This is a genomic window from Vibrio sp. nBUS_14 (genome assembly GCF_051201655.1).
GTDB lineage: Bacteria > Pseudomonadota > Gammaproteobacteria > Enterobacterales > Vibrionaceae > Vibrio.
The window spans coordinates 1853597-1880145 of record NZ_CP179206.1 but is presented as its reverse complement, the minus strand read 5'-3'; the positions used below and the strand labels follow the sequence as shown (position 1 = coordinate 1880145).

The following is a 26549-nucleotide window of genomic DNA, read 5'->3' as shown; positions in this document are numbered from 1 at the left end:
TTTACTTTTACCTGCGAAATTTTTTGTCTTCGAATGGTAAAAAATGCTTTGAATTCACGTTTTTGGTGATTATCATGCGCGCCTTAAAGTGTATAGCAACAGGTCTCAAATAGAACCAAGGTGGAGAAAAACAGACGTTGAACGCTAAAAAATCAGTAGGAAAGCCAGTCGTACAGCTAACTGGCATTAGTAAAAGTTTCGATGGTAAGGAAGTCATCGGCAATCTTGATCTAAACGTAAATCATGGTGAGTTTCTCACGATATTAGGCCCGTCCGGTTGCGGTAAAACCACGGTACTAAGAATGATTGCAGGGTTTGAAACGGCGGATAGTGGTGAAATACTATTAGCCCAACAGAATGTAACCCAAGTTCCTGCTGAACAAAGGCATGTTAACACTGTATTTCAAAGCTATGCCCTATTCCCACATATGACCGTTTTCGATAATGTGGCATTTGGTTTACGCATGCTGAACGTACCAAACACTGAGATTCAACCTCGTGTTATGGATGCTTTAAAAATGGTGCGCCTACAACAATTGGCACAACGAAAGCCACACCAGCTATCCGGTGGCCAACAACAACGTATCGCAATCGCTCGCGCTGTCGTTAATAAACCTAAGGTTCTTTTGTTGGATGAGTCTCTATCTGCTCTTGATTACAAACTACGTAAACAGATGCAAATCGAGCTTAAACAACTGCAACGCCAACTTGGTATCACGTTTATCTTTGTAACGCATGACCAAGAAGAAGCATTGTCCATGTCTGATCGTATTATTGTTATGCGTGATGGCGTGATTGAACAAGACGGAACACCAAGAGAAATCTACGAAGAGCCTAAGAACTTATTTGTTGCTCGTTTCATTGGTGAAATTAACGTATTCGAAGCGACAGCGAAATCTCGCCAAGATGAAAAGCGCATTGTTGCGACAATTGAAGGTGAAGAGTCAATTATCTATCACGATAAAGACGTAGAACCGGGTCAAAAACTGCAAGTACTACTTCGCCCTGAAGATCTTCGTATCGAAGAAATTAAAGAGTCGGAGCAAAGCGGTATTGTTGGTCACATTGTCGAGCGAACCTACAAAGGCATGACATTAGATTCAGTCGTAGAACTGGAATCTGGTATGCGTGTCATGGTTAGCGAATTCTTCAACGAAGATGACCCTGATGTTGATCACTCACTGGGCCAAAAAGTTGCAGTAACTTGGGTTGAGAGCTGGGAAGTGGTGTTAGAAGATGAGCAAGAAGTTTAATTTACAAAACGCGATTGTTGCTTTAATCACAGGTTGGTTAGTGCTGTTCGTGATGATTCCAAACATCATGATCATCGGTACTAGCTTTCTAACTCGTGATGAAGCGAACTTGATCGAGATGACCTTCACTCTCGAGAACTACTTGCGTTTGGCTGATCCGCTGTATTTTAAAGTACTGATGCACTCTTTCTATATGGCGATTGTCGCAACCCTACTTTGTTTAATTATTGGTTACCCGTTCGCCTACATCGTGGCAAAAATGCCTGCGAAGTGGCGTCCGATCATGTTATTTCTAGTGATTGTACCATTCTGGACAAACTCTTTGATTCGTACTTACGGATTAAAAGTGGTTCTGGGTACTCAAGGTGTGTTGAACAAAGGCTTGTTGGCGTTAGACATTATCGATAAGCCACTTCGTATCATGTATTCAGAAACGGCAGTAATGATTGGTTTAGTGTATATCCTACTCCCGTTCATGATTTTGCCGTTGTACTCAGCAATTGAAAAGCTAGACGATACTTATTTAGAAGCGGCTAAAGACTTAGGTGCGAACAAACTTCAAACCTTATTGATGGTTGTTTTACCCCTAACAATGCCTGGCATTATCGGCGGCTGCTTACTTGTACTGCTCCCTGCGCTTGGAATGTTCTACATTTCAGACTTGTTGGGCGGGGCTAAGAACCTGTTGATCGGTAACGTTATTAAGAGCCAAGTGCTGAATGCTCGTGATTGGCCGTTTGGCGCTGCAACCAGCATTGCACTGACCACTGCTATGGCCGTGATGCTTTATGCCTACTACCGTGCAGGAAAGTTATTGAATAAGAAAGTGGAGCTAGACTAATGGGTAGCACAGTTAAGTTCAGCTTTATGGCGCTGGTATACGCTTTTCTATACCTACCTATTATCGTATTGATTGCTAACTCATTTAATGTCAATAAATTCGGTATGAAATGGGGTGGCTTTACCACTAAGTGGTATGACGCGCTGGTTAACAACGATAGCCTAATGCAGGCTGCGTGGCACTCGATCAACGTAGCGGTGTTCTCTGCAACTGCCGCAACGATTGTCGGAAGCCTGACTGCCGTTGCCCTATTCCGTTACCAATTTAAAGGTAAAGGCATCGTCAATGGCATGTTGTTCATCGTGATGATGTCACCAGATATCGTAATGGCGATTTCGCTTCTTGCGCTATTCTTGGTAATGGGTGTGCAACTTGGGTTCTTTACCCTACTTGCAGCGCACATTACTTTCTGTCTGCCGTTCGTTGTTGTCACGGTCTACAGTCGCTTGAATGGCTTTGATGTAAAGATGCTAGAAGCCGCAAAAGATTTAGGTGCCAGTGAGTGGACGATTCTAAAACAGGTCATCCTGCCTCTTGCTAAGCCAGCGGTTGCTGCGGGTTGGTTATTGAGCTTCACTTTGTCTTTGGACGATGTGATCATCAGCTCTTTCGTAACGGGCCCAACCTATGAAATCTTGCCACTGAAGATTTACTCGATGGTTAAAGTCGGTATATCTCCAGAGGTCAACGCCCTAGCAACAGTGATGTTAGTAGTGTCGTTAATACTAGTGATTATTTCTCAGTTGTTAGCGAGAGAGAAAATCAAGTAAGTCTCCTACTCTTTACTGAGGCTGACTTGATAAGAAGTTAAGGTACTTCAAGTTTAGCAAAAGTGTTATTCATAAACAGAATGGTAAATTGCCATTCTGTTTTTCTATCTAGTGCCTTCGGGCAACGTTTAGTTTGGAGCTAACGTCAATGAAAAAATGGGCTACTCTATTAGCTGGTAGTGCATGTGCGCTTTCAATGTTATCTGCACCATCGTTTGCAAAAGATAACAAAGAACTGGTATTCATGAACTGGGGACCTTACATCAATAGTGAGATCTTAGAAAAGTTCACGGATGAAACTGGTATTAAGGTTATCTACTCGACTTACGAGTCGAACGAAACCTTGTACGCAAAGCTAAAAACACACAACAAAGGCTATGACCTAGTTGTGCCGTCGACTTACTTTGTATCTAAGATGCGTGACGAAGGTATGCTTCAGAAGATCGACAAAACTAAGCTGAACAACTTCAAGAATCTAGATACAAACTACCTAGATAAGCCGTACGACCCAAGTAACGACTACTCTATTCCACACGTAGTTGCTATTACTGGTTTGGCTGTTAACACAGACATGTATGATCCAGAAGATTTCCAAAGCTGGGCTGACCTATGGAAGCCTGAACTTGAAGGTCAACTGATGATGATGGACGACACGCGTGAAGTATTCCACATTGCGCTGCGTAAGTTAGGTTACTCAGGTAACACAACCAATGAGAAAGAGATCGACGAAGCTTACGCTGAACTGCAAAAGCTAATGCCGAACGTTCTTGTGTTCAACTCAGACAACCCAGGCACGCCTTACATGTCCGGTGAAGTTGGCCTTGGTATGCTTTGGAACGGTTCTGCTGCTGCAGCGCAAAACGAAGGTCTGCCAATTAAACTGGTTTTCCCTAAAGAAGGCGGCATCGGTTGGGTTGATAATTTTGCAATCAGCTCTGGCGCGGTAAACGTAGAAGCGGCTCATAAGATGATCGACTTCCTACTTCGTCCTGAAATCGCTGAACAAATCTCTCGCGACACAGGCTACCTAACGGCAGTTAAAGCGTCTAACGAGAAGTTCAAAGACAGCCCAGCTCTGTTCCCATCTCAAGAAGATCTTGACCGTGTTGAATGGCAAGCTGCGGTTGGCGACAAGACAGTGAAGTACGAAGATTACTTCATGAAGCTTAAAGCCGGTCACTAAGCGGGTTCGTTATCTAATTGCTCAGGTCAACAGACGCTAATAAATGATTGGTTTACCTAACAACCCAGTTAGATAATAAACACGTTAAAAATAAGAATATCAATGAATAGGCAGCTTAGGCTGCCTATTTTGTTATATCGCTGCTATAATCTAGCGCGATTTTTAGAAATCCTTTTACTTTGGGTTCACTACCCAGCTCCAAATCAAACAAATGAACGGAACAGTAATGAAAAAAACACTGTATACCGGCGCATTGTGTGCTGCTACTTTACTTTCTACCCCCTCTTTCGCAGCTGACCAAGAACTGTATTTTTACAACTGGTCTGAATATATTCCAAATGAAGTACTAGAAGACTTCACAGAAGAGACTGGCATTAAAGTCTACTACTCAACTTATGAGTCTAACGAAAGCATGTACGCTAAGTTAAAAACTCAAGGTACAGGTTACGACTTAGTGGTTCCTTCTACTTACTTCGTTTCTAAGATGCGTAAAGAAGGCATGCTTCAAGAGCTTGATAAAACTAAGCTAAGCCACTTTGCTGATTTGGATCCAAATTACTTAGATAAGCCATTTGACCCAAGCAATAACTACTCGATCCCTTACATCTGGGGTGCAACGGGTATTGGTATCAACTCAGATATGCTAGACAAGTCTTCAGTTAAAAACTGGGGCGATCTGTGGGATACACAGTGGGAAGGTCAATTGATGATGATGGATGACTCTCGTGAGGTTTTCCACATTGCACTGTCTAAACTGGGTTACTCTCCAAACACAACCAACCCAGAAGAAATCAAAGAAGCGTACGAAGAACTTCGTAAGTTAATGCCAAACGTATTGGTATTTAACTCAGATTTCCCAGCGAACCCTTACCTAGCGGGTGAAGTGTCTCTTGGTATGCTTTGGAATGGCTCTGCTTACATGGCACGCCAAGAAGGTGCAACGATTGACATTATCTGGCCAGAAAAAGGCGCTATCTTCTGGATGGACAGCCTAGCGATTCCTTCAGGTGCTAAGAACATCGAAGCGGCACATAAGATGATCGACTTCCTTCTTCGCCCAGAGAACGCAGCTAAGATTGCTCTAGAGATCGGTTACCCGACTCCTGTGAAAACGGCTTACCCTCTTCTTCCAAAAGAGTTTGCTGAAGATAAGAACGTTTTCCCACCACAATCAGTGATGGATAACGGCGTTTGGCAAGATGAAGTTGGCGAAGCGAGCGTTATTTATGACGAGTACTTCCAAAAACTTAAAGTAAACAACTAGATTGTTACTGACAGGTTAATAAAGCGGCGTAAGCCGCTTTATTTTTATCTATACGTTATATACGATGGTATTAAACAATATACAGTGTGCTATAACGTGTCAGCGAACCCTATACTATTGGTTGTGACTCTGATGCTGCTTGCGTCATTATTGATGCTTGGCCTGAGTTCATTCATCCACATAGACTCTAATTACGACCTGTTTTTCGAAACGAACACGCTCGTGATCACCATGTATATCTACTACGTTGCTCGTCACGCTATTCGCCCTCATAAAATCCTTCGCTGCGGCGCATTGCTGCTTATTTTCAACTTATTCTATGATGTCATCACAGAGCTCAAACACCTTTCTGAGCTCTTATTTTCAGTCAGATATGTGTTTGCTTTCGTCTTTGACCACTCACGGTGACATTTGAGATTAGGCGGTTAGCGAGCCTTTCTCGACCGACAATAGCTCACTCACCAGCTTTGGTACTTCGATACTGGCTTTGCCGTAGCGCTTTTCTTCAAATTCGCTTTCTACCGCACTTGGTTCAAGGTTGATTTCTATCGTGTGCGCGCCATGCATTTTAGCGTCATGCACAAAACCCGCAGCTGGATACACAACACCAGATGTGCCAATCGAAATAAACAGATCTGCTTCTTCAAGAGTAGAATAGATATCACCCATTCTTAGAGGCATTTCACCAAACCAAACAATGTGTGGACGCATTTGCGCAGGGATTTGGCAACAATGACAAAGCTCTCCGGTTTCGATATTGTCTTTATGTTCGATAACCTGATTGGATTCACTGCATCGTGCTTTTAATAGTTCGCCATGCATGTGGATGATATTGCTGCTACCGCCGCGCTCATGCAGGTTGTCGATGTTTTGAGTGATGATGGTTACGTTGCCGTCTAGCTTATCTTCAAGCTCTCCTAACGCCTTATGGGCTGAATTTGGCAGGATGCTTTCGCTTTGTAAGCCGTGACGACGCTTGTTATAGAAGGCTTGTACAAGATCTGGATCTTTTGCGAACCCTTCAGGCGTCGCGACATCTTCGATTTTATGGTTTTCCCATAGCCCGTCTTGTGCTCGGAATGTTTGTATCCCCGACTCCGCAGAAATGCCGGCACCGGTAAGAATTACGATATTTCGATATGGGAAATGCATATAACGTCCTTTTCAATATGTCACTTTGTAACAGCTTAGCACTGTTCAAATTCCAACAATAGTTTGGGGGATTAGACCATAGTCTTAGCCAACTGAATTCATTAGCTATTTGTGACATAACTCGCTTGTCGTTTGCCTTCTTTTGTTTGTAAAACGCTCACATTGATTCCTGTAAACGCAAAAAGCGGCCGCAGACGCTTAGGATAGAGATCTGTTAACAGTTATATTTCTACACAAGAGACTTAAAACAAAAAGCCCAGTGAAACAATCACTGGGCTTTGCTTTCGAGCTTTAGCTATAACGCACTGGCGTTACAGGTTTGGTCCTGTAGACGGGTTTTGCGGTAGATTTTTACTTAAGCGCTGCATACCTTGATACATACGGATAAACCAAACCACAATCGCAACACCACCGAACAGCATGCCTACATATGGAATGTAGTAAGCGATATCATCGATAAATTGGTTCTGATACCAATAATCGTTCACACCGATTAACACGCCGTTTGAGGTTGCTACCGTTACGATAAGAATCACAAAGAAGGTTAGGTTCAAGAAGAACGATCGGATTAAACCATAGTAATGCGTATCAACGACTTCGCCGTCTTCGCCTTTATCTAAACGATAGCCCGCGTAGATGATGGCAACCACACCAGAGAGAAGACAAGTAAATGGTGTGAAACAGCTTAGGAGGTAAGCAACCCAAATACCTTTATGAGGTTTGTTCATTCTTATTCACCCCTTCACTCTTCTCTGTTGCGACATTAGCGTTTTGTTCAACACCGTTTTTCTCTTGTTCCATTACTTCGTTGTACCAAAGGTCATGGTGCTCTTTCGCCCAAGTCTCATCAACTTCACCTGTTACCATACTTTCTAATGCACCTTCCATACCGAACAAGCCGATGTAGATGTGGAACACGAAACCACAGATAAGGATCAGAGCCGCCAACATGTGAACAAGGTTTGAAAGCTCCATATCACTTCGAGTTTGACCAAAGATTGGGAAGTCCAACACTAAGCCACTAAACGCAACCACAGTACCCACAACAATCAGAAGCCAAAACAGCGCTTTTTCACCGGCGTTCGAGAATTCTGCCGATGGGTGAGAACCTTTATGCTTGCCAACCATACCACCCAGTTTCATGAACCACTGGAGATCAACCATCTTGAAGATCGACTTACGCCACCACTTTATAAGCACTGCCATCAATAGCACGTAGAAAATTGGGCCAATGTAGTTGTGGTATTGCTTAGCCAGTAGGACAATGAAGCCCCAAAGGTCAGTTGGAATGTATGGTTTCAAGAAGTGTTTACCGTAAACCAACATCAAACCACTGAATGCGAGCGACAAAAAGGTAAACGCCATGCTCCAGTGCAACGCACGATCCAGTCGAGACCAACGTTTGATCTTACGTCCCGTTCTTGGTGCGCTTAACATTAGCGGGCCAATCACAACGTACATCAAGGTAACGAAAGCAATACTGCCAAAGATCGCAACAGCGCCAGCTGGCGACATCCACTTCTCTTTCAATATGTACCACGTTTGACCTGGAGTACTGATTAACACACCATGCTCAGCCGATTGAGAGGTGGTGTAACCTTCCTCACCGTTTCTTACTTGTCGCCAAAAATCAGCGCCAGCAAGTTGTGTGATTTCTCTTTCAGCAGAGCTCGATTGAGTTTGTGATGAGTTCGTCTCAGATGCATGACTCAAAGGAGACAGCATTGTTAGTGCTGCCAGCATCGGCAGCACAACAAGGATGAGACGCTTAAACATTGTAAGCATATGTCTCTCCCAACTAGCTCTTCATCGCATCGTAAGAAAGGTCGTTGCCGTCTGTCCAACCAGCACCTTTCGCACCACGTTCTACAACACGCTGACGGAAGATGTCAGACACTTGTTCAGCATCACCTGCAAGCAGCGCTTTTGTCGAACAAAGCGAAGCACACATTGGTAGCTTGCCTTCAGCAATACGGTTCGCACCGTACTTCTGACGCTCTTCCACAGAACCTGATTCTGTTTCAGGGCCGCCAGCACAGAAGGTACATTTGTCCATTTTACCGCGCTCACCAAAGGCTTCCTGTTTAGGGAATTGAGGTGCGCCAAACGGACAAGCAAATAAGCAGTAACCACAACCGATACAGAGATCTTTATTGTGAAGTACGATGCCGTCTTCTGTATGTTCAAAACAGTCTGCTGGGCAAACTGCCATACAAGGGGCATCAGTACAGTGCATACATGCGACTGAGATAGAGTTTTCACCCGGCTCACCATCGTTCAGTGTCACAACGCGGCGACGTTGAATACCCCATTCCAGAGCATCATCATTTTCGTTCTTACATGCAGTGACACAACCGTTACATTCGATACAACGTTTGGTGTCACAAAGAAATTTCATTCTAGCCATTTTAAGACTCCTTACGCTTTACGAATATTACAAAGGGTTACTTTCGTTTCCTGCATCAATGTGACAGGGTCGTAACCATATGTGGTTGCGGTATTGGCTGCTTCGCCAATAACGTAAGGATCAGTGCCTTCTGGGTACTTAGAACGCAAATCTTCGCCTTCAAACTTACCACCGAAGTGGAACGGCAAGAACGCTAACCCCGGTTTAACACGACGAGTCACCATCGCTTTAACCTTAATTCGGCCTTTCTCAGCACCTTCAACCCAAACATCATCACCATCTTTGAAACCAATGTCGTTTGCGTCTTTCGGGTTCACTTCAACAAACATCTCTTGTTGAAGTTCAGCTAGCCATGGGTTTGAACGTGTTTCTTCACCACCACCTTCGTACTCAACCAGACGACCAGAAGTCAAAATGATTGGGTATTCAGCAGACTTGTCTTGGTCTTGAATTGATTTGTACAACGTAGGAACGCGGAAAATCGCTTCTTTGTCATCCCAAGTTGGGTAATCAGCTACAAGATCACGACGTGGCGTGTAAAGTGGCTCACGGTGTAGAGGTACGCGGTCTGGGAATGTCCAAACAATCGCACGTGCTTTGGCATTACCAAATGGGATACAACCATGCTTGATAGCCACACGTTGGATACCACCAGAAACGTCAGTCTTCCAATTCTTACCTTCCGCTAAAGGTTTCTCTTCTGCGGTTAGATCGTCCCACCATCCCAGTTGCTTCAGAAGTTTGTCACTGAATTCTGGATAGCCGTCTTTGATTTCGCTGCCTTTCGAGTAGCTGTCTTCCGCCAATATGCTTTGACCTTCGAACTCCACACCGAAACGAGTACGGAAGTTACCGCCACCTTCTGCTACCGGTTTAGACGTATCGTAAAGGATGTGCGTACCGGGGTGTTTCATTTCTGGGTTGCCCCAACATGGCCACGGAAGACCGTAAGTCTCACCATTCGCTGGGCCGCCTTCTGCAGCAAGCGTTGTTTTGTGGAATGTGTGCCAGTTCTGTTGGTGTTCTTTCAAACGTTCAGGGCTTTGACCGGTGTAACCGATCGTCCACATACCCTTATTGAATTCACGAGTAATGTCTTCGATAAGCGGTTCATTGTTTTCAACACGGATGTTTTTGAACAGCTGTTCAGAGAAACCAAGCTTCTTAGAAAGAAGGTACATGATTTCATGGTCAGGTTTAGATTCGAACAGAGGCTCAACCACTTTGTCACGCCACTGTAGAGAACGGTTTGATGCCGTTACACTGCCGTAGGTTTCAAATTGAGTTGTCGCAGGAAGCAGGTAAACGCCGTCAGTACGATCGTTCATTATTGCTGCTACTGTTGGGTATGGGTCAACGATAACCATCATATCCAGCTTCTGCATCGCTTTCTTCATCTCAGGACCACGAGTCTGAGAGTTCACCGCGTGACCCCAGTAGAACATGGCACGGATGTTTTCACGCTGACGGATGTTGTCTTTGTTTTCAAGTACACCATCAACCCAACGAGACACAGGAATACCTGCACTGTTCATTGGTTTTTGACCGCCGTATGCGTTGTCGTCAAAGCGTCCTTTGATCCAGTCAAAGTCAACTTCCCAGACTTTAGACCAGTGCCGCCAAGAACCTTCAGACAAACCGTAGTAGCCTGGAAGTGTGTCAGACAGTACGCCAAGGTCAGTTGCGCCTTGTACGTTATCGTGTCCACGGAAAATGTTTGCACCGCCGCCTGATTTACCGATGTTACCGAGCGCAAGCTCAAGTACACAGTAAGCACGTGTGTTGTTATTACCCGTAGTATGTTGAGTACCACCCATACACCAAACAATACAACCTGGGCGGTTGTCAGAAAGTAGTTTCGCAGTTTGGTAAACGTCTTCTTCGCTTACGCCAGTCACACGTTCAACTTCTGCAGGGTTCCATTTCGCCACTTCTTCACGGATTTCTTCCATGCTGAATACACGTTGGCGAATGAACTCTTTGTCTTCCCATTGGTTTCCAAATACATGCCATAAGATCCCCCAAATGAAGGCAACATCTGAACCTGGGCGAAGAGAAACATAGTGATCAGATTTCGCAGCAGTACGCGTACGACGAGGATCCGCAACTACGATCTTACAGTTGTTCTTCTCTTTCGCGATCAGGATGTGTTGCATCGCAACCGGGTGAGCTTCTGCAGGGTTCGAGCCAATGAATAGCATCGATTACGTCTCTTAGGGTCAATACTTCCGAGTTGACGACATCAATAATTGGTTCATGGCTGACAATAAATTGAAAAGACTCGTTATGAAAGTAAACATCAAGCTCTACTCCAGCCGCTCCGTGTTTAAAGGCTGAAGAGAACGCAGAAATGCTATTCTCCCTTTCTACGGTCGTTAAACCTCTATGTGCCCACACTTGTTGGCATGTATTTAGCGCCTGATAGCTGCTCGCCTTTATAAGGAAGGCGATATGAATAATGATTGGTGTTGATAGCACTATTAAAATCACAATAGCCAATCCATACTTTGCCAGTACATTGGTTTGAATGTTCAATGATTTTCCTCAATAAATCCGCAGCTTATATAAATATAGGCAAACTATTGCAGATTGTTAGTTATCACCCCTTTAAATTTAAACCATCGACTTATACCAATCGTGGTAACTAACTGGTCACCCTAACTGGTTAAAACGCTTGATAACTGCGTTATAATTTTTAAAAGATAACAGCCGTGAAATGAATCGACTCTATTATTCAATTGGTCGTATTTTTACGGTATGCCTAAAATCACAATCGAGTAGGAGGAGGCCTCGCAGCCTCCGTCCTCTCACACCACCGTACAAGCGTGGGTCGCATACGGCGGTTCCGAATATACTTTCAGTGACTCGTACCCATCTCTTAATGAGTACAGCCCCAACCCCTCGAACCATTTTATTGGCATGGCGTGATTAACCTGTGGCGTTAAAGCTAGATGCCACCAACCCTTATCTGACATCGCTAGCTTCCACGCATTACGCTCCGTTACACCTTGTCGCTGTAACCATGTCGCTATGCTGTGTCTGCGTTTGCGCTGCTTTAGTCGGTAGCACCTTAGTCTACGCCGTATCCATTCATCTAAGCGCTGCATTGCACTTTTACGAACAGTAAGCTTGAAGTAGTGTTGCCATCCTCTTAGATATTGAGTTAACTCCGTGATTATCACCTGTAACTCTCGTCCTCGATTTCGCTTCGTTATCTGACGTACTCGCTTCTTCATTTGAGCTTGTGCCGTCTTCGATATCCCGATTGTTCCGTCTATCTGGAAGCGATGGCTTAGGTAAGTTCGCTTTGTCACTCTCGTTGCTGCACTTTTCTTACGGTTTACCGTCAGCTTTAGTTTCTGCTCCAAGAACTCCGTTATCGACTCTTTGACTCGATGAGCGGCTTCCTCACTACGCACGTAGATTTGACAGTCATCTGCATATCGACAGAACTTATGCCCTCTACGCTCTAACTCTTTATCCAGTTCATCTAATACAATATTTGATAGTAGCGGAGATAATGGCCCACCCTGGGGTGTGCCTCGTTGTCTCTGCTCAACTAGTCCATGTCGCATTATGCCTACCTGTAGGTATGACCTAATTAGCTTTAACACGCGTTTATCAGCAATATCTTGTGACAGCCTGTGCATTAGCCTATCGTGATTCACTGTATCGAAGTATTTTGCTAGGTCTATATCTACTACATAACCTCGACCCTCTCGGATGTAGCGACTGGCGGCCGCCAATGCATGGTGCGCACTGCGGTTGGGTCTAAACCCGTAACTATTGTCGGAGAACTTCGGCTCATAGATACATGACAGCACTGATGTGATTGCCTGTTGGACTACCCTATCAAGGACTGTTGGGATACCTAATTGCCTTACGCCACCACTAGCTTTGGGGATTTCTACACCAAGAACAGATTGAGGTTGATAGCTTCCATCCAGAAGAATCTGGCGAAGCTCTTGCCCGTTTGATGCCTGTCGAAGTCTTGAGATAGTGGCGTTGATGTCGAGCTTGTCGACTCCTGCACACCCTTTGTTCTTCTTCACGCGTCTAAGAGCTTGATTCAAATTGGTTGAAGAGCAAATTTGCTCCATCAACGAAGTTGAGGTCACCAAGACTCGCCCTCCTGTCTACGCCGACCATGCTTGTCATTCTTCGTATCCATGAGCTTTACTTGCGGTATTGCCCTTTGGGACGTAGAGATGAGTTTCATCTTGCTATGACTCCACATGATTGAGTGTCTAGGGCGTGTTGATCTTTCGTGAGTGTTTTTTGAACAGCATGGTAAAGAGTTATAATTTGCTTCGCCAAAAGTAAAACCATAACCAATACCATGCCAAGAACAATGCTAACTGATATTCGCTGGGAACTGCTACTCCAAGTTATGAAAAGTACAGGTCGTATTTACGATAAAACTGAACATCGAATGACATTTGAAGGAATACTTTATCGAATGAGAACAGGTATTCCTTGGCGAGATCTACCCTCTGAGTTCGGAGAGTGGAGTACCGTTTACAGACGATTTAATCTTTGGTCAAAGAAAGGGATTTTAGATAATCTTTTCATAAGCTTATCTAGCATGGCTGACTTTGAATGGGTATTTCTTGATGGCTCTATAGTTAGAGCGCATCAGCATAGTACAGGTGCAGCTACTGAAAGTTCAGAGCAAATAGGAAAAAGTCGCGGGGGCAACTCAACCAAAATTCACTTAGCTGTAGATAGTGGTGGCCTGCCGATTTGCTTTGATTTATCAGAGGGACAACGCCACGATATAGTGCATGCCGAAAGCTTAGTTGAGCAACTCGATGAAGTTAATACCATCGTTTGTGATAAAGGATATGACAGCGAACCTTTCCGTACTTTTGTTAAGGAACGTGGCGGAGAAACAGTAATTGCTAAACGCAATTACGGACAAGATATAGACAAAGACAGTATGGATTGGTGTCTATACAAGTATCGTCACTTGGTCGAAAATGCCTTTGGGAGAATTAAGCATTATCGAGCTATTTCAAGTAGATATGACAAGCTAGAAAGGAATTATGCCAGCATGTTATCACTGGCATTCATGTTAATGTGGCTACCGATGTATTGTTGAACACGGAATGTACAGCAAAGATCAACACGCCCTAGTATTATCTGAATTTTCACATTCTGGCCTGCAGCGGTAGCGTACTCTTCACCTAACTCTGTTGGATCTTGACCTTCTTCTAATGCAGCGAATATATCCGCTATGCCTTGGTCAAGTTCGATACCACCGCCATCTTCAGGCGAAAGCGTTTCGCTGATATCTGAGGTTCACTGGGTTCATTCTGAGATTCAAGAACGACATCCCCTGCTTGTAGTGGTTGGCCTTCTTCTAAGACTTTAATCGTACCATCTACCGAGAAAACAATGCGCTGGCCAAGTGCTAACGCACCACCCAAATTCAATGTTGTCATGTCCATATAAACCCCTAAAAAAGCATTTCTTGTCATTAACGTCAAAGTAATGACATTATATTTATAATATTATTTCATATATAACACCTATCTTCATATAGATCCTAGTTATAAATCTATTATTTAACAACTTGAGTGACAAGTTAATGACGGTGATCACATCACATAACAATCTTAGTGCTCACTCTATCAATATAAGTTATTGTGTTTACGGAAAATAATAGATTTTAAAACGTAAGGTTGACGTGTCTAAAAACACCATAAAGAGCACGATGATCGTTTAAAATTTTGACAACTATTTGCGAACGCCAGCTTAGCGATCGTGGTTTTTTTGGCGGTTCATCTAAATTTCGTATATAACGTCACGAATTCAAGATTTAGATGCGAGCTAACTTTAGGGAGATGCACATTGAATAGGCTTCAAAAGACAACATTAGGGTTAACTATAGCACTGAGTTTACCGGCTAAAGCCCAAACCTTAGAGCAAGCCGTTGCGTTTACTTTAGAAAGTAACCCTGAAATCAAAAGTGCTTATAACGAATATGTCAGTAAGCGATATCTTAATGACGCTTCTGGTGGTGCTTATCGTCCAAGTATAGACTTAGATGGCGGGATCGGATATGAGCATACCGACCTAGCAACTAACTCAAGCACAACTGACCTGACACGAAAAGAAGCCACTATTACGCTTACTCAGCTTATCTGGGATGGTGCCAACACAACGAATGATATTGACCGCACTGCCGCAGACGCTGAATCAGTTCGCTATCAATTGCTAACAAATGCTCAAGATATCGCATTAGAGGTGACCAAGGTGTATCTTGACGCCGTAAAAGCCTATGAATTGCTATCACTTTCAGAAAACAACCTAGCCACGCATAAAGAGATATACAGCGACATTCGTAAACGTGTTGAGTCAGGTATTGGTTCGACGGCGGACATGTCACAGGTAGAAGCTCGTATAGCAAAAGCGCACGGTAATTTACTTGCTGCTCAAAACAACCTTTTTGATACGCATACACAATTTAAGCGGATTGCCGGTCAGTCTCCGCTAGGATTGACCTTTCCTCGTGCCGATGTTGGCGCTATTCCGCACACAGTAGACGGAGCATTAGCTAAAGCTTTTAACCAACACCCTGTGATTAAGATTGCACAAGCCGATGTAGATTCGGCGAAATTTCAGTACAAGCAATCTAAGAGTACCAACTACCCGACTGTTACTTTTGAAGCCGCTCAAACCTGGCGTGATGATGCCGGCGGTACAGAAGGCAGCAGCGATGAGTTTTCCGCTATGGTTCGTTTAAGGTACAACCTATACAACGGCGGTGCTGACCAAGACCGTGCTGAAAGTGCTGCTTACCAACTTAACAAAGCCAAAGACCTCCGCGAAAGCACCTTCCGCAATGTAGAAGAGAGCTTGCGTCTTTCATGGAGCGCATTGGATTTAACCGTTCAGCAAAAAGAGTTCTTATCTGACCACGTAGACTCGGCATCAGACACGGTAATCTCGTATGAGAAACAATACCGCATAGGCAAACGTACTCTACTCGATTTACTTAACACCGAGAATGAACTGTTTGAAGCTCGCAAAGGGTATTTAGACGCAAAGTATGATGAGCAATACGCAAAATATCGCGTGATGAACGCAACGGGTAATTTACTCGTCGGTTTACGAGTCGATATCCCTCAAGAATGGAATGACAAGGTGGAATATTAATGAAGCTTACAAACACAATATTATCTCTTTGCTTCATGGTTGCATCTACCAATACTTTAGCTGAAAACAACGAAGACGAATTCGAATACCGCGTTCTCCCGTCTGTAACCCAAAGTTACGATCTTCTAGATGATAATGACGGAGTAATCAACGCTCGAGATCTGTGTGCCGATACTCAGGTTGGTGCAGAAATAGATAACGACGGTTGTGGTTCATATTTCGAGTCATCAGAGAAAAAAGAACTTCACATACTCTTCGCCAATAACTCTACGGAAATTAATCCTGCCTTTCATAGTCAGATACGCCAGATGGCGGCATTTTTGAAGCGTTACGAGGGCACAACGATTGAATTGCAAGGCTATGCTAGTAAAGTAGGTAATGCCGAACACAATTTGAAGCTGTCAAAAGATCGTGCATCACACGTAAAACTCGCGCTCATCAGCAATGGCATACAACCGTCTAGAGTGAACATCGTCGGTCACGGTGATTCTGATTTTAGTAGTGATGACACCCAAATCAAGCACGCATTACAAAGGAAAGTTGTCGCTTCTGTTGCAGGATTTAAAGGTAACATTAAAGAAGAATGGCACATCTTCGCCAAAATCAAAAAGTAGCTTCTACACTACTTTCACCATACTGAATCACTATCTTAAGTTAACGTTTCAGTATGGTGATAATTCCTCGAATAGCATGTACCTAAGCCGTCTATAATGTTAATCTTGCCTCGTTATCAACATAGAGAATTAATCCATGAGCAAACTAACAGCTGATACTCAAGTAAATCTAGAACTTTTCGTTTCTGAAACACAAGAAACTAAACTGGTATGGGGCCTTCGTAATGAAGAAGGTTGGCTAGCATGTGACTCAAGTGAATTCGAAAGCAGCGAAGTGATGCCTTTTTGGTCTTCAAAAGAAGATGCTCAGACTCACAACGTTGAAGAGTGGGCTGACTTTGAAGTATTAGAAATTCCACTAGATATTTTTGTAGAAGATTGGTTACTGACTCTTGCTGAAGACGGCGTTCTGGTTGGTACTAACTGGAATGCAACATTAGAAGGCAAAGAACTTGAGCCTTCTGACCTAGCGAAATTATACATCTAATTTCTAATATCGGTCGTACGAATGCGTATGGCCGATATGCCTTTGATAAATAGCAATAAATTAGAGATCTCTCTCGCACAACCTCCTACTTATACCGACCAAAATTTGAACCAAGATCAAATTAATCATGGAATATCGTTCTTAATCTGATTGATAGTCTCTTGAGATTCACTCCGTTTTTATTACCTTTCTGCTTTTCATTAGTTTTAATTCTTACAGCCAAATATCGACGTTAGATCGTAACCACAATTCATCAACCTATGCCTCCAATTTAGACGTCAATGCGACTCCAAATACCGATTGGAGCGCGCTTTACCTCTCCACTTTAAATCACTCCCCTGAGCGCGCATTAAACATGCTGACCGACACTAAACCTTCTGAAGTACGAGAGCGTGTAGAAGAATTGCACGACGCAATATCAAGCACTATCATCTTATACAAAAGCAAAAAGCCACTTAATGTAACCGCGAGTTTTGCTTGCCTAGCAACCTCAAACGCATTAAGTGACTTTGATGACTTGTACTCAGTTCTTGACCAAGCACTTTATCAAGCGAAGAGTAATGGCCGAAACTGCATCATCGATGCTTATAACGACCCAATAGACTTAACTGATATTATGTATTCTCAGCCTGTTTGCGAACCAACTCAGCCATAATGCCTTCGCGATCACCTAGGTAATCGTTAAGGCCAACTTTTCTTAATTCACATGCAGGACAATCACCACAACCGCTGCCAATGATGCCGTTGTAGCAAGTCAAGGTTTTATTGCGAACAAGCTCAAGTGCTGAATATTGGTCGGCCATCGCCCATGTTTCAGCTTTGTTCAGCCACATCAATGGAGTTTTGATATCAAGCTTCTTGTCCATGCCCTGTACAAGCGCAGAATTCATCGCTTTTACAAAATCATTGCGACAATCAGGATAGCCAGAGAAATCGGTTTCACACACACCAGTAACCACCGTTTCAGCACCGATTTGGTACGCGTAAATACCGGCCAGTGTTAAGAAAAGAATATTACGACCAGGAACGAACGAGTTGGGCAATCCATTCTCTTGTAGCTCATATGATACAGGGATGTCATCACGAGTTAGAGAGCTGATCGCCAGTTCATTCAACAGCGTCACATCCATCACTTTATGCGCTTTCACACCAAGCTCTTTTGACAATGACTCAGCCACTTCAATCTCTAATTTGTGGCGCTGGCCATAATCAAACGTGATCGCATGAACTTCATCATACTCTTTTAATGCTTGAACAAGACACGTTGTTGAGTCTTGACCACCACTAAATACTACAACTGCTTTTTTCATCTTAAATCCTTACGAAAATCTTCTACTAGCGACTTATCTAGGCCAGTAAACAAATGCAACCTACGCGATGCTCAAATACTTGTGAGTTTGGATTGATAAACGCCAATTGCGCTCAATGCAGGTATCAATACAAAGCTGCGTCGCGCGATCTTTTTGGCTAATAGGCTGAAGTGCAATGACTGTATTTTCAGGAACATCGGCTCTAGCAATAAGAGCATCTAGTTGCTCGATATCTTTACCTGTACCAACAGGGTGTTTGATTTCATTCGCACGAACGAGTGCGCTATCAAGGATATCCAACTTGGCTTTCATCGCCACTTTTGGTGACACTGTAACCCAAGTATCAATTGTTGCTTTGACTTCTGATGTTCCGCTGGTCTCAATCTGACAGCGACAACCGTGTTGCTCAAATGCTTCAGTAAGAGGGACAAGATCATAAATGCACGGCTCACCACCGGTAATCACAATGTGCTTAGCTGTGTAACCTTGCTTGATGTATTCATTCACGATGCCTTGAGCATCAATTGTAGACCAAGTCGGTGAATCCTCTGTCTTAACCATAATATCGCCAAGGCTAGTTTCATCTTCAGGTAATGCTTCCCATGTCTGTTTGGTGTCACACCAAGAACAGCCTACTGGGCAAATCTGTAGACGAACAAACACAGCAGGAACGCCCGTAAACACGCCCTCGCCTTGGATGGTTTCAAACATTTCATTAATCTTGTACAACTTACCCTCAGCTCAATCATTTGATGAAATTAATCAACCGCAGACCTTAAAGCACTTGCTCCTTTTGGTCAAACAAATGAGTACTGATAAATGAGTTGATCAAAGCCCTAGCCTGAACTTTCAAGTTCCCTTATCCTTTCGCCTATAAGACTTCGTTAGCTTTTAATTTTTTAGTAAGGAACAACATGTACAAACTGATTGCTCTTGATATGGATGGCACGCTGCTCAACAGTCACAAAGTGATTTCTCAAGAGAATAAAGACGCGATTGCTAAAGCGCGAGCTGCAGGTGTGAAAGTGGTTCTGGCTTCTGGTCGCCCTTTAGAAGGTATGCAAAGTAAGATAGACGAGCTTTCAATCAACGGCGAAGATGACTTTGTGCTCTTCTACAACGGCTCTATGGTTCAAAATGTCTTTACCAAAGAACTCATTCATAGTGAAATCAGCAATGGTAAAGCCGCGAAAGAGATCGCAGCACTAGCTGAACAACTTGGTGGTAATGTTCATGCATTCAGCAAGATTCATGGCTTAATCACCCCTGAAAACAATGATTATACCGCTATTGAAGCGCGTATTAATGGCTTAGAGATTACCGAGTTCGATTTTTCTCAACTCGAAGACGACCACGAAATCATCAAAACTATGATTGTCGCTGAGCCAAGCAAGCTCACCGAAATCATCAGCAAGTTGCCACAAGAGCTTAAAACTCAATTTACTATTGTGCAAAGTGCACCATTCTTCTTAGAGTTCTTAAACCCAAATTCAAACAAGGGTGTGGGTATTGAGGCGATAGCTAAACATTTGGGGATTACTGCAGAAGAAGTGATCTGCATGGGCGATGCTGAAAACGATCACCATATGCTCGAATACGCGGGCATGGGTATTGCTATGGAAAACGCAATGGAAGAAACCAAGAAGCTCGCTGATTACATTACGGCGAGCAATGACGAGCACGGTGTAGCTGTCGCGATTGAAAAGTTCATCTTCAACTCGTAAGCACCAGATAGAGTCTTTACTTTATCTGTCTCATCCTGAAATACATTGATATAAAGAAGGCTGTGCATTGCACAGCCTTCTTTTTACATGAGTCGTTCCACTTATTATTGTCTAGCCCAAGGCAGACGAAATGCCATCACACCAAACAGAATCAATATTGGGAAACGTAAGGTATCAACGATAAATGAAGCAATGCCACTGAATGAGACGAAACTTCCTGCCCAGCTAATCAGCAGGTTCCCCGCTAGCAACATCACAATCACGCCAATCACAATATTAAACGAGAACTGACCCGTTAGCGGTTTTGAATCTGTTAACGTCACTAAACATGCAATCGTCATCAAAATTGCCAACCAAAAAGTGAATGTCGGTAATGGCCAGATAACCGTCAACACAACCGATATCAAGCATAAGCCCCACCAAACAGCTTTAGAGCTTAGCAATACACTAATATCAACATTAGGTTTCGCGTCTAATCTCACGATATGCCACGTCGCTAATGCCCCCATAACGCCGCCCATCAATACATCACTAAAGAAAGCACTGCCAGAGTATGACTTAAACAGCATGATCCAAAGCAAACCAACGACCACCATCGCGAGCGATTTTTGATCAAACAAACGCTTTAACTTCCAAAGTACTAACAGGGTTAAACTAACCCATAAAGCGGCTAATAGACTTGGAAAGCTATACCCACTGCTCATCACCAATTTCAATGTTGGAAGGTAGGCATGTGGGCGCGGAAACCCAAAGCCTTGATGAGCAATTAAAGTCAGCAGAGTCACTGATATCAGCGTGAAACCAAATTTCAATGCGAAATTACGGCCAAAATGCCAAGCGACTAGCGGCAAGATCACGATAAAGATCCACGGCTTCGCGAATAAGTCAGTCAAAAGTACCGTATTAGCAAAAACATTTGGCAAGTTATCGAACGTGTTTTGAAGTGAAACAATCCCATTCGATTCAACTTGATGTACTTTAGGCGCTGCGCCCACCAGCTCAGTCACGTAAGTCACCGGCTGATTTGTCGCGGATAGAAAGAATGCGTTAATCTCAGACCATTGTTCAGGGTAGCGATATTGGTTTTCTTCCAATTCAGTTGGCGACAATAGCATCGCGCGGCTCACTTCCACTCCATAATGAGGAGCGAACCAAATTGGTAGCTCAAAGCCACCCAACTCATTTTGAGCTTGGTAGCTGATCACTTCAGAATCAGAAATACAATCATACACAACGGCACTGTCGGTATAACCCAATACATCACCGACCGTAACGGATAAACCGGCCTCTTCCCAAGTTTCACGTTGTGCTGCAACCGCTGGCGGTTCACCAGAAACAACGGTACCACCCGGCAAAGATAAATAACCTGTGATCAATTCATCAACCAACACGATTTGGTTATCAGCACGTACTACACACAAAGCGCCCGCGATATGATCAGGCAAGGTGTTGTTAGCCCAAGCGGAAATAGCACTCAAAAGAGACAAAATAAAAGCTAATAGATATCGAATAACCAACGAATTTACCTAAAAATAAGAGAAGAAAGAGAAGACTGCTAGTGCATCGACCCTATTGTAATCAAACCCACACAAAATCGCTGTCTATGTTTTGTTCAAAGCCTTTCTCATCCATTGAATGTGAGGTGTGAACCCCATTTTTTGATAGAAGTCCTTGGCAGGTGAATTAAAGTCCCAAACCTCTACAAAAACCTGTGTGACACCATAGTCTTCAAAAGTAGATTCAACGCGATTAAACAACATTTGAGCCACATCCGCTTTCCGGTATTCTGGCAACACAAAAAGCTCATCGACACTGCCCATCTGAACCGGTTTACTCACGGTAGAGATAAGCTCACAAAAATGCCCCGAGATGAAGCCAACAATCAGCTCACCTTTTAATGCTACATACACCAAGCATTCAGGATCATCTAAGTATCGTGCAATACTCTTTTCCTGTTCTATCTCTTCCGCCGTTTTAAAATGTTCAGGACACGCAATATGATGATGATGGTGAAGATCAAACATCAACTCATTCAGTTGTTCTAGATCGGTGTGCTTTGCAGCCCTTAAGGTGACATTCATTACAAGTACGCTTCTCAAACCCAATTGATAATTAAACTGAGTCTAGTTTACTTGCAGTGAGTATCTATACAAGTTATTGAATTAATTCGTTGTTTGAACTGCGGGTTTAAGATGCAAAAATCTAGGCCAAGCTCAATCTAAAGCACCAAGCTAAAACTCAGATTCAACCTAGCCTTTACTTTCCGAGCTTTTTGGCAATTTACGTTAAGCTTGTTGGATCATCAATCGTTGAAGGCACCACATATTGCTCGCCTTCTGCGATTTGTCGGATGGTTCTGCGCAAGATCTTACCCGAGCGCGTCTTAGGCAGTCTCCCAACCACCAAGGCTTACTTAAAGCATGCAACCGCTCCAATCTCGTTACGAACCTTACCCACTAGCTCAGCTTGCAGCTCAGTGTCATCGACTTTGTACTCTTCGCACACACGCCAGAATTTTACTTATGAAAAGGCACACGGATGGCACCTTCCATGATCACTCGGGCACTACGACTCATTATCGCCCTTTCTATTTTCCAACCGTTTTCCGTTTGCAGAGCTTTAGCCCCCACCTTCAAGGTTCCTGATGGATGCCCAAAGGTCACAAAACCACGGGAACCCTCACCGGCTGCTAAGTTAACTAACGTACCCGGAATACTCGCCGCTGAAGCAATGGCGACCGCAGCTGTGCCCATCATGGCGTGATGCAGTTGCCCCATAGACAAGGCTCGTACCAGAAGGTCGGTATCGTCAGCTGAAACCGATTTACCACTTGAAGCTTGATACGCTTGAGGCTTAGCAACAAACGCAACTTTCGGTGTGTGTTGGCGTGATTCCGCTTCTTCTAAGGAGTCAATTAACCCCATTGCAACTGCGCCATGTGCTCGGATGGACTCAAACAATGCCAAGGCTTTTGAATCACTGTTGATATCCGATTGAAGCTCAGTACCTTGATAGCCCACCGATTCCGCATCCACAAAGATGGTCGGTATTCCAGCGTTAATGTACGTCGCTTTGATACTACCCAATTCAGGAACGTCTAGGAAATCGACAACATTCCCTGTTGGAAACATAGAACCACTCGCGTCTGCTGGGTCTAGGAAATCAACTTGGATTTCAGCAGCAGGGAAAGTGACGCCATCGAGTTCAAAACCACCAAATTCTTGAACTTCACCATTAACGATAGGCACGTGAACAATGATGGTTTTCTCTATGTTCACTTGCCATACTCGCACCTCGACCACACCGTTTTCTGGAATGCGATTCGAGTCGACTAGACCACTATAAATAGCAAATGGACCAACCGCTGCAGAGAGATTTCCGCAGTTACCACTCCAATCGACAAACGGCTTGTCTATCGCCACTTGCCCGAAGAGATAATCAACATCGTGATCAGCTTCACTGCTCTTCGAAACAATCACGGTTTTGCTGGTACTGGATGTTGCGCCACCCATTCCATCGGTTTGTTTGCCATACGGGTCTGGACTGCCAATGACTCGCAGAAGTAATGCATCTCTCGCTTCTCCAGCAACTTGCGCTGAATCAGGTAAGTCATTCAAGCTAAAGAAGACACCTTTACTCGTTCCTCCCCTCATATAGGTCGCAGGCACTTTAATCTGTTTAGTTTTCATCACAAGCTCCTACTGGGCGAGAAAGTCTTTGGCGAAACGTTGCAACACGCCACCAGCGCTATACACGTTCACTTCGTCTGCGGTATCTAGTCGGCAGATTACTGGCACATCAAGCTTTTCACCGTTTTTACGAGTGATCACTAGAACCAAATCAGAACCTGCTTCAATGTCGCCGTACACGTCGTAAAGTTCGGTGCCGTCGAGTTGTAAGCTATTCCGATTCGTCCCCACTTTAAACTGTAAAGGCAACACGCCCATACCAACTAAGTTGGTTCTGTGGATTCGTTCAAAGCCTTCGGCAACAATCACTTCAACACCCGCTAAGCGCACCCCTTTGGCTGCCCAGTCACGTGATGAACCTTGTCCATAATCGGCACCCGCAACCACAATCAAGGGTTGCTTGCGATTCATATAGGTCTCTATCGCTTCCCACATTCGCGTAACTTGACCTTCAGGCTCAACTCGTGCCAATGAACCTTGCACGATTTCTCCGGCGTCCTTCACCATTTCATTAAACAGCTTCGGGTTAGCAAAGGTTGCTCGTTGTGCGGTTAAGTGATCTCCTCGATGAGTCGCATAAGAGTTAAAGTCCTCTTCCGGCACTTCCATTTTCGCCAAGTACTCACCTGCCGCACTCGAAGCAAGAATCGCGTTTGAAGGCGATAGATGATCCGTAGTGATGTTGTCACCCAGAATCGCCAAAGGTCTCATATCAGATAGGCTTCGCTCACCAGCCAGTGCCCCTTCCCAATATGGAGGTCTGCGTATATAAGTGCTCTGAGGTCGCCAATCATAGAGCGGCTTAGTAGTCACCTGCTCCTCGTCTGGCTGGAACATTTTTACGTAGATTTGTTGGAATTGCTGAGGCTTAACATGCTCACCGACAACGGCATCAATCTCGGCATCACTCGGCCATAAATCACTTAAGTAGATTGGCTTTCCATTGTTGTCCGTACCTAAGCTATCTTTCTCGATATCAAAGCGAATCGTACCCGCTAAGGCATAAGCAACCACCAATGGCGGTGACGCTAAAAAGGCTTGCTTTGCGTATGGATGGATTCGACCATCGAAGTTTCGATTCCCCGATAACACGGCGGTTGAATACAAGTCGCGGTCGATGATCTCTTGTTGGATTTTAGGATCTAACGCCCCACTCATCCCGTTACATGTCGTACACGCATAGCCGACGATACCGAAGCCTAATTGTTCAAGTTCAGGAAGCAAACCTGCCGACTCAAGATAGAGCTTGGCAACTTTAGAACCTGGCGCAAATGACGTTTTCACCCACGGCTTTCGAACTAATCCAAGCTGATTGGCTTTCTTAGCGACCAAAGCAGCGGCGACCACGTTTCTTGGGTTACTGGTATTGGTACAAGAGGTAATCGCTGCAATGATCACGGCACCATCTGGCATCTGGTCATCGGAATATTGTTGAGCGTGTTGATCTTTCCAAGATGCTTGACTGATACCTTGCTTGGCAAGTTCGCTAGTCGGCAAACGGCGATGAGGATTCGAAGGCCCCGCAAGGTTGCGTTCAACTTTAGACACATCAAACTCAAGCACACGTTCGTATTGGGCGGAATCTAAATCGTCAGCCCAAAGCCCTGTTTGTTTAGCGTAACGCTCTACCAATTTAACCTGTTCAGGCTCTCGCCCTGTAAGCTTGAGGTATTGAATGGTTTGTTCATCGATATAGAACATGCCCGCTGTCGCACCATATTCTGGTGTCATGTTAGATATTGTTGCGCGGTCACCAATGGTCAGTGCACGAGCCCCTTCACCGAAGAACTCGAGATAACTGGAAACCACTCTCTGATTGCGAAGAAACTCTGTAATCGCAAGCACAATATCCGTTGCGGTTATCCCTTCCTGTCTTTGACCCGTTAGCTTAACGCCGACAATATCAGGCAAGCGCATCATAGAAGGACGACCTAGCATCACCGTCTCGGCTTCCAAGCCACCGACACCAATGGCAATAACACCCAGCGCATCAACGTGGGGAGTATGACTATCGGTACCAACACAGGTATCTGGGAACGCGATGCCTTCTTTAGATTGAATAACCGGAGACATTTTCTCTAAGTTAATCTGGTGCATAATTCCATTACTCGCAGGAATCACACTCACGTTTTTAAACGCGGTTTTACACCATTCAATAAAATGAAAACGGCCTTCGTTTCTGCGTTCTTCAATCGCACGGTTTTTATCAAACGCTTCGTTATCAAACCCGGCATGTTCCACTGCCAAAGAGTGATCAACAATCAATTGAGTTTCGACAACGGGGTTCACCTTGGCAGGGTCTCCGCCTTGGTCGGCAATCGCGTCTCTTAATCCAGCCAAATCAACCAAAGCTGTTTGACCAAGAATGTCATGACACACCACTCGCGCAGGATACCAAGGAAAATCTAAGTCGCTCTTGCGTTCAATGATCTGTTTTAAGCTGTCTTCAAGGGTTTCAGGATCACAGCGTCTTACTAATTGCTCTGCCAATACTCTCGACGTATAAGGCAAGGTTTTATAGCTACCTGGAGATAGTGCTTCTACCGCTTCGCAAGCATCGAAATATTCTAAACCCGTTCCCGGTAAAACCTTTCGATACTTGTTTTCATCAAGCTCTTGGTTTCTTTCAAGTTTTACATCAGACATACATCCACCATTATCTGTTAAATTCTATTCGTTGGTTCCCGAGGCCTT

23 protein-coding genes and 4 pseudogenes are annotated in these 26549 nt (G+C 44.2%); 12 read left to right on the top strand and 15 right to left on the bottom strand.

What is annotated here, in order from left to right:
- Positions 1 to 137 precede the first annotated feature (137 nt).
- From potA to ACMAZD_RS08760, 6 genes and pseudogenes are all read left to right on the top strand, one after another.
- On the top strand, positions 138 to 1253 hold the full coding sequence (potA, locus tag ACMAZD_RS08785; protein WP_435246948.1) for a spermidine/putrescine ABC transporter ATP-binding protein PotA: 1116 nt from the start codon (positions 138 to 140) through the stop codon (positions 1251 to 1253).
- Positions 1237 to 2094 (top strand): spermidine/putrescine ABC transporter permease PotB, encoded by an 858-nt coding sequence (gene potB / locus ACMAZD_RS08780; protein ID WP_435246947.1) that lies wholly within the window; start codon positions 1237 to 1239, stop codon positions 2092 to 2094. Before potA ends, potB begins: the two co-directional genes overlap by 17 nt.
- Positions 2094 to 2864, top strand: a complete 771-nt coding sequence (gene potC / locus ACMAZD_RS08775) for a spermidine/putrescine ABC transporter permease PotC (RefSeq protein WP_435246946.1) — start codon at positions 2094 to 2096, stop codon at positions 2862 to 2864. Before potB ends, potC begins: the two co-directional genes overlap by 1 nt.
- A 148-nt stretch (positions 2865 to 3012) precedes the next feature.
- A complete protein-coding gene (locus ACMAZD_RS08770) occupies positions 3013 to 4047 on the top strand; it encodes an extracellular solute-binding protein (RefSeq protein ID WP_435246945.1) in 1035 nt (344 codons plus the stop codon).
- A 226-nt stretch (positions 4048 to 4273) separates the two neighbouring features.
- Positions 4274 to 5311, top strand: a complete 1038-nt coding sequence (locus tag ACMAZD_RS08765) for an extracellular solute-binding protein (protein ID WP_057622386.1) — start codon at positions 4274 to 4276, stop codon at positions 5309 to 5311.
- Between the two features lie 132 nt (positions 5312 to 5443).
- Positions 5444 to 5665: pseudogene (locus tag ACMAZD_RS08760) on the top strand (GGDEF domain-containing protein); the annotation flags it as partial.
- A gap of 63 nt (positions 5666 to 5728) precedes the next feature.
- Here the strand turns inward: ACMAZD_RS08760 and cobB are convergent.
- The 7 genes and pseudogenes from cobB to ltrA form a co-directional block, all read right to left on the bottom strand.
- Positions 5729 to 6463 (bottom strand): Sir2 family NAD+-dependent deacetylase, encoded by a 735-nt coding sequence (gene cobB / locus ACMAZD_RS08755; protein WP_435246944.1) that lies wholly within the window; start codon positions 6461 to 6463, stop codon positions 5729 to 5731.
- 311 nt (positions 6464 to 6774) lie between these two features.
- Entirely contained in the window at positions 6775 to 7191 is a 417-nt protein-coding gene (locus tag ACMAZD_RS08750; protein WP_435246943.1) for a hypothetical protein, read from the bottom strand.
- Entirely contained in the window at positions 7175 to 8248 is a 1074-nt protein-coding gene (locus tag ACMAZD_RS08745) for a formate dehydrogenase subunit gamma (RefSeq protein WP_435246942.1), read from the bottom strand. Before ACMAZD_RS08745 ends, ACMAZD_RS08750 begins: the two co-directional genes overlap by 17 nt.
- A gap of 13 nt (positions 8249 to 8261) precedes the next feature.
- On the bottom strand, positions 8262 to 8870 hold the full coding sequence (gene fdh3B / locus ACMAZD_RS08740) for a formate dehydrogenase FDH3 subunit beta (protein ID WP_435246941.1): 609 nt from the start codon (positions 8868 to 8870) through the stop codon (positions 8262 to 8264).
- A gap of 11 nt (positions 8871 to 8881) precedes the next feature.
- A pseudogene (locus ACMAZD_RS08735) lies at positions 8882 to 11074 on the bottom strand (formate dehydrogenase subunit alpha); the annotation flags it as partial.
- Positions 10986 to 11267, bottom strand: coding sequence for a glycerophosphodiester phosphodiesterase family protein (locus ACMAZD_RS08730; RefSeq protein ID WP_435249350.1), 282 nt, complete (start codon positions 11265 to 11267; stop codon positions 10986 to 10988). The pseudogene ACMAZD_RS08735 and the gene ACMAZD_RS08730, both read right to left, overlap by 89 nt.
- A gap of 410 nt (positions 11268 to 11677) precedes the next feature.
- Positions 11678 to 12970, bottom strand: coding sequence for a group II intron reverse transcriptase/maturase (gene ltrA, locus ACMAZD_RS08725; protein WP_435249317.1), 1293 nt, complete (start codon positions 12968 to 12970; stop codon positions 11678 to 11680).
- 239 nt (positions 12971 to 13209) lie between these two features.
- On the opposite strand from ltrA, the gene ACMAZD_RS08720 reads away from it, so the two are divergent.
- The gene (locus tag ACMAZD_RS08720) at positions 13210 to 13971 is read left to right on the top strand and encodes an IS5 family transposase (RefSeq protein WP_435246940.1); all 762 of its coding nucleotides are present in this window, start codon (positions 13210 to 13212) and stop codon (positions 13969 to 13971) included.
- A gap of 133 nt (positions 13972 to 14104) precedes the next feature.
- Here ACMAZD_RS08720 and ACMAZD_RS08715 read toward each other — a convergent pair whose 3' ends face one another.
- Positions 14105 to 14320 carry a hypothetical protein gene (locus ACMAZD_RS08715; protein WP_435246939.1) on the bottom strand — a complete coding sequence of 72 codons (216 nt, stop codon included), beginning with the start codon at positions 14318 to 14320 and terminating at the stop codon, positions 14105 to 14107.
- A gap of 445 nt (positions 14321 to 14765) precedes the next feature.
- On the opposite strand from ACMAZD_RS08715, the gene ACMAZD_RS08710 reads away from it, so the two are divergent.
- The 4 genes and pseudogenes from ACMAZD_RS08710 to ACMAZD_RS08695 all read left to right on the top strand — a co-directional run.
- Positions 14766 to 16031, top strand: a complete 1266-nt coding sequence (locus tag ACMAZD_RS08710) for a TolC family outer membrane protein (protein ID WP_435249349.1) — start codon at positions 14766 to 14768, stop codon at positions 16029 to 16031.
- Positions 16031 to 16645 carry an OmpA family protein gene (locus ACMAZD_RS08705; RefSeq protein ID WP_435246938.1) on the top strand — a complete coding sequence of 205 codons (615 nt, stop codon included), beginning with the start codon at positions 16031 to 16033 and terminating at the stop codon, positions 16643 to 16645. Before ACMAZD_RS08710 ends, ACMAZD_RS08705 begins: the two co-directional genes overlap by 1 nt.
- A 136-nt stretch (positions 16646 to 16781) precedes the next feature.
- Positions 16782 to 17132, top strand: a complete 351-nt coding sequence (locus tag ACMAZD_RS08700) for a DUF2750 domain-containing protein (RefSeq protein ID WP_435246937.1) — start codon at positions 16782 to 16784, stop codon at positions 17130 to 17132.
- A 340-nt stretch (positions 17133 to 17472) separates the two neighbouring features.
- Positions 17473 to 17787 (top strand): annotated as a pseudogene (locus ACMAZD_RS08695) (diguanylate cyclase domain-containing protein); the annotation flags it as partial.
- On the opposite strand, the gene queC reads toward ACMAZD_RS08695, so the two are convergent.
- The gene (queC, locus tag ACMAZD_RS08690) at positions 17747 to 18442 is read right to left on the bottom strand and encodes a 7-cyano-7-deazaguanine synthase QueC (RefSeq protein WP_435246936.1); all 696 of its coding nucleotides are present in this window, start codon (positions 18440 to 18442) and stop codon (positions 17747 to 17749) included. The pseudogene ACMAZD_RS08695 and the gene queC overlap by 41 nt on opposite strands.
- A 60-nt stretch (positions 18443 to 18502) precedes the next feature.
- Entirely contained in the window at positions 18503 to 19171 is a 669-nt protein-coding gene (gene queE / locus ACMAZD_RS08685) for a 7-carboxy-7-deazaguanine synthase QueE (RefSeq protein ID WP_435246935.1), read from the bottom strand.
- Positions 19172 to 19356: 185 nt separating this feature from the next.
- Between queE and ACMAZD_RS08680 the strand changes: the two genes are divergently transcribed.
- Positions 19357 to 20166 carry a Cof-type HAD-IIB family hydrolase gene (locus ACMAZD_RS08680; RefSeq protein ID WP_435249305.1) on the top strand — a complete coding sequence of 270 codons (810 nt, stop codon included), beginning with the start codon at positions 19357 to 19359 and terminating at the stop codon, positions 20164 to 20166.
- A 104-nt stretch (positions 20167 to 20270) separates the two neighbouring features.
- On the opposite strand, the gene ACMAZD_RS08675 is transcribed toward ACMAZD_RS08680, so the two are convergent.
- The 5 genes and pseudogenes from ACMAZD_RS08675 to acnD form a co-directional block, all read right to left on the bottom strand.
- On the bottom strand, positions 20271 to 21683 hold the full coding sequence (locus tag ACMAZD_RS08675) for a bifunctional NUDIX hydrolase/phosphatase PAP2 family protein (protein WP_435249304.1): 1413 nt from the start codon (positions 21681 to 21683) through the stop codon (positions 20271 to 20273).
- An 84-nt stretch (positions 21684 to 21767) separates the two neighbouring features.
- Positions 21768 to 22247 carry a GNAT family N-acetyltransferase gene (locus ACMAZD_RS08670; RefSeq protein WP_017106725.1) on the bottom strand — a complete coding sequence of 160 codons (480 nt, stop codon included), beginning with the start codon at positions 22245 to 22247 and terminating at the stop codon, positions 21768 to 21770.
- 199 nt (positions 22248 to 22446) lie between these two features.
- A pseudogene (locus tag ACMAZD_RS08665) lies at positions 22447 to 22656 on the bottom strand (AMP-binding enzyme); the annotation flags it as partial.
- A gap of 26 nt (positions 22657 to 22682) precedes the next feature.
- Positions 22683 to 23855: a 2-methylaconitate cis-trans isomerase PrpF gene (prpF, locus tag ACMAZD_RS08660; protein ID WP_435249303.1), complete on the bottom strand. Its 1173-nt coding sequence runs from the start codon at positions 23853 to 23855 to the stop codon at positions 22683 to 22685.
- A gap of 9 nt (positions 23856 to 23864) precedes the next feature.
- Positions 23865 to 26501 (bottom strand): Fe/S-dependent 2-methylisocitrate dehydratase AcnD, encoded by a 2637-nt coding sequence (acnD, locus tag ACMAZD_RS08655; protein ID WP_435249302.1) that lies wholly within the window; start codon positions 26499 to 26501, stop codon positions 23865 to 23867.
- Positions 26502 to 26549 lie beyond the last annotated feature (48 nt).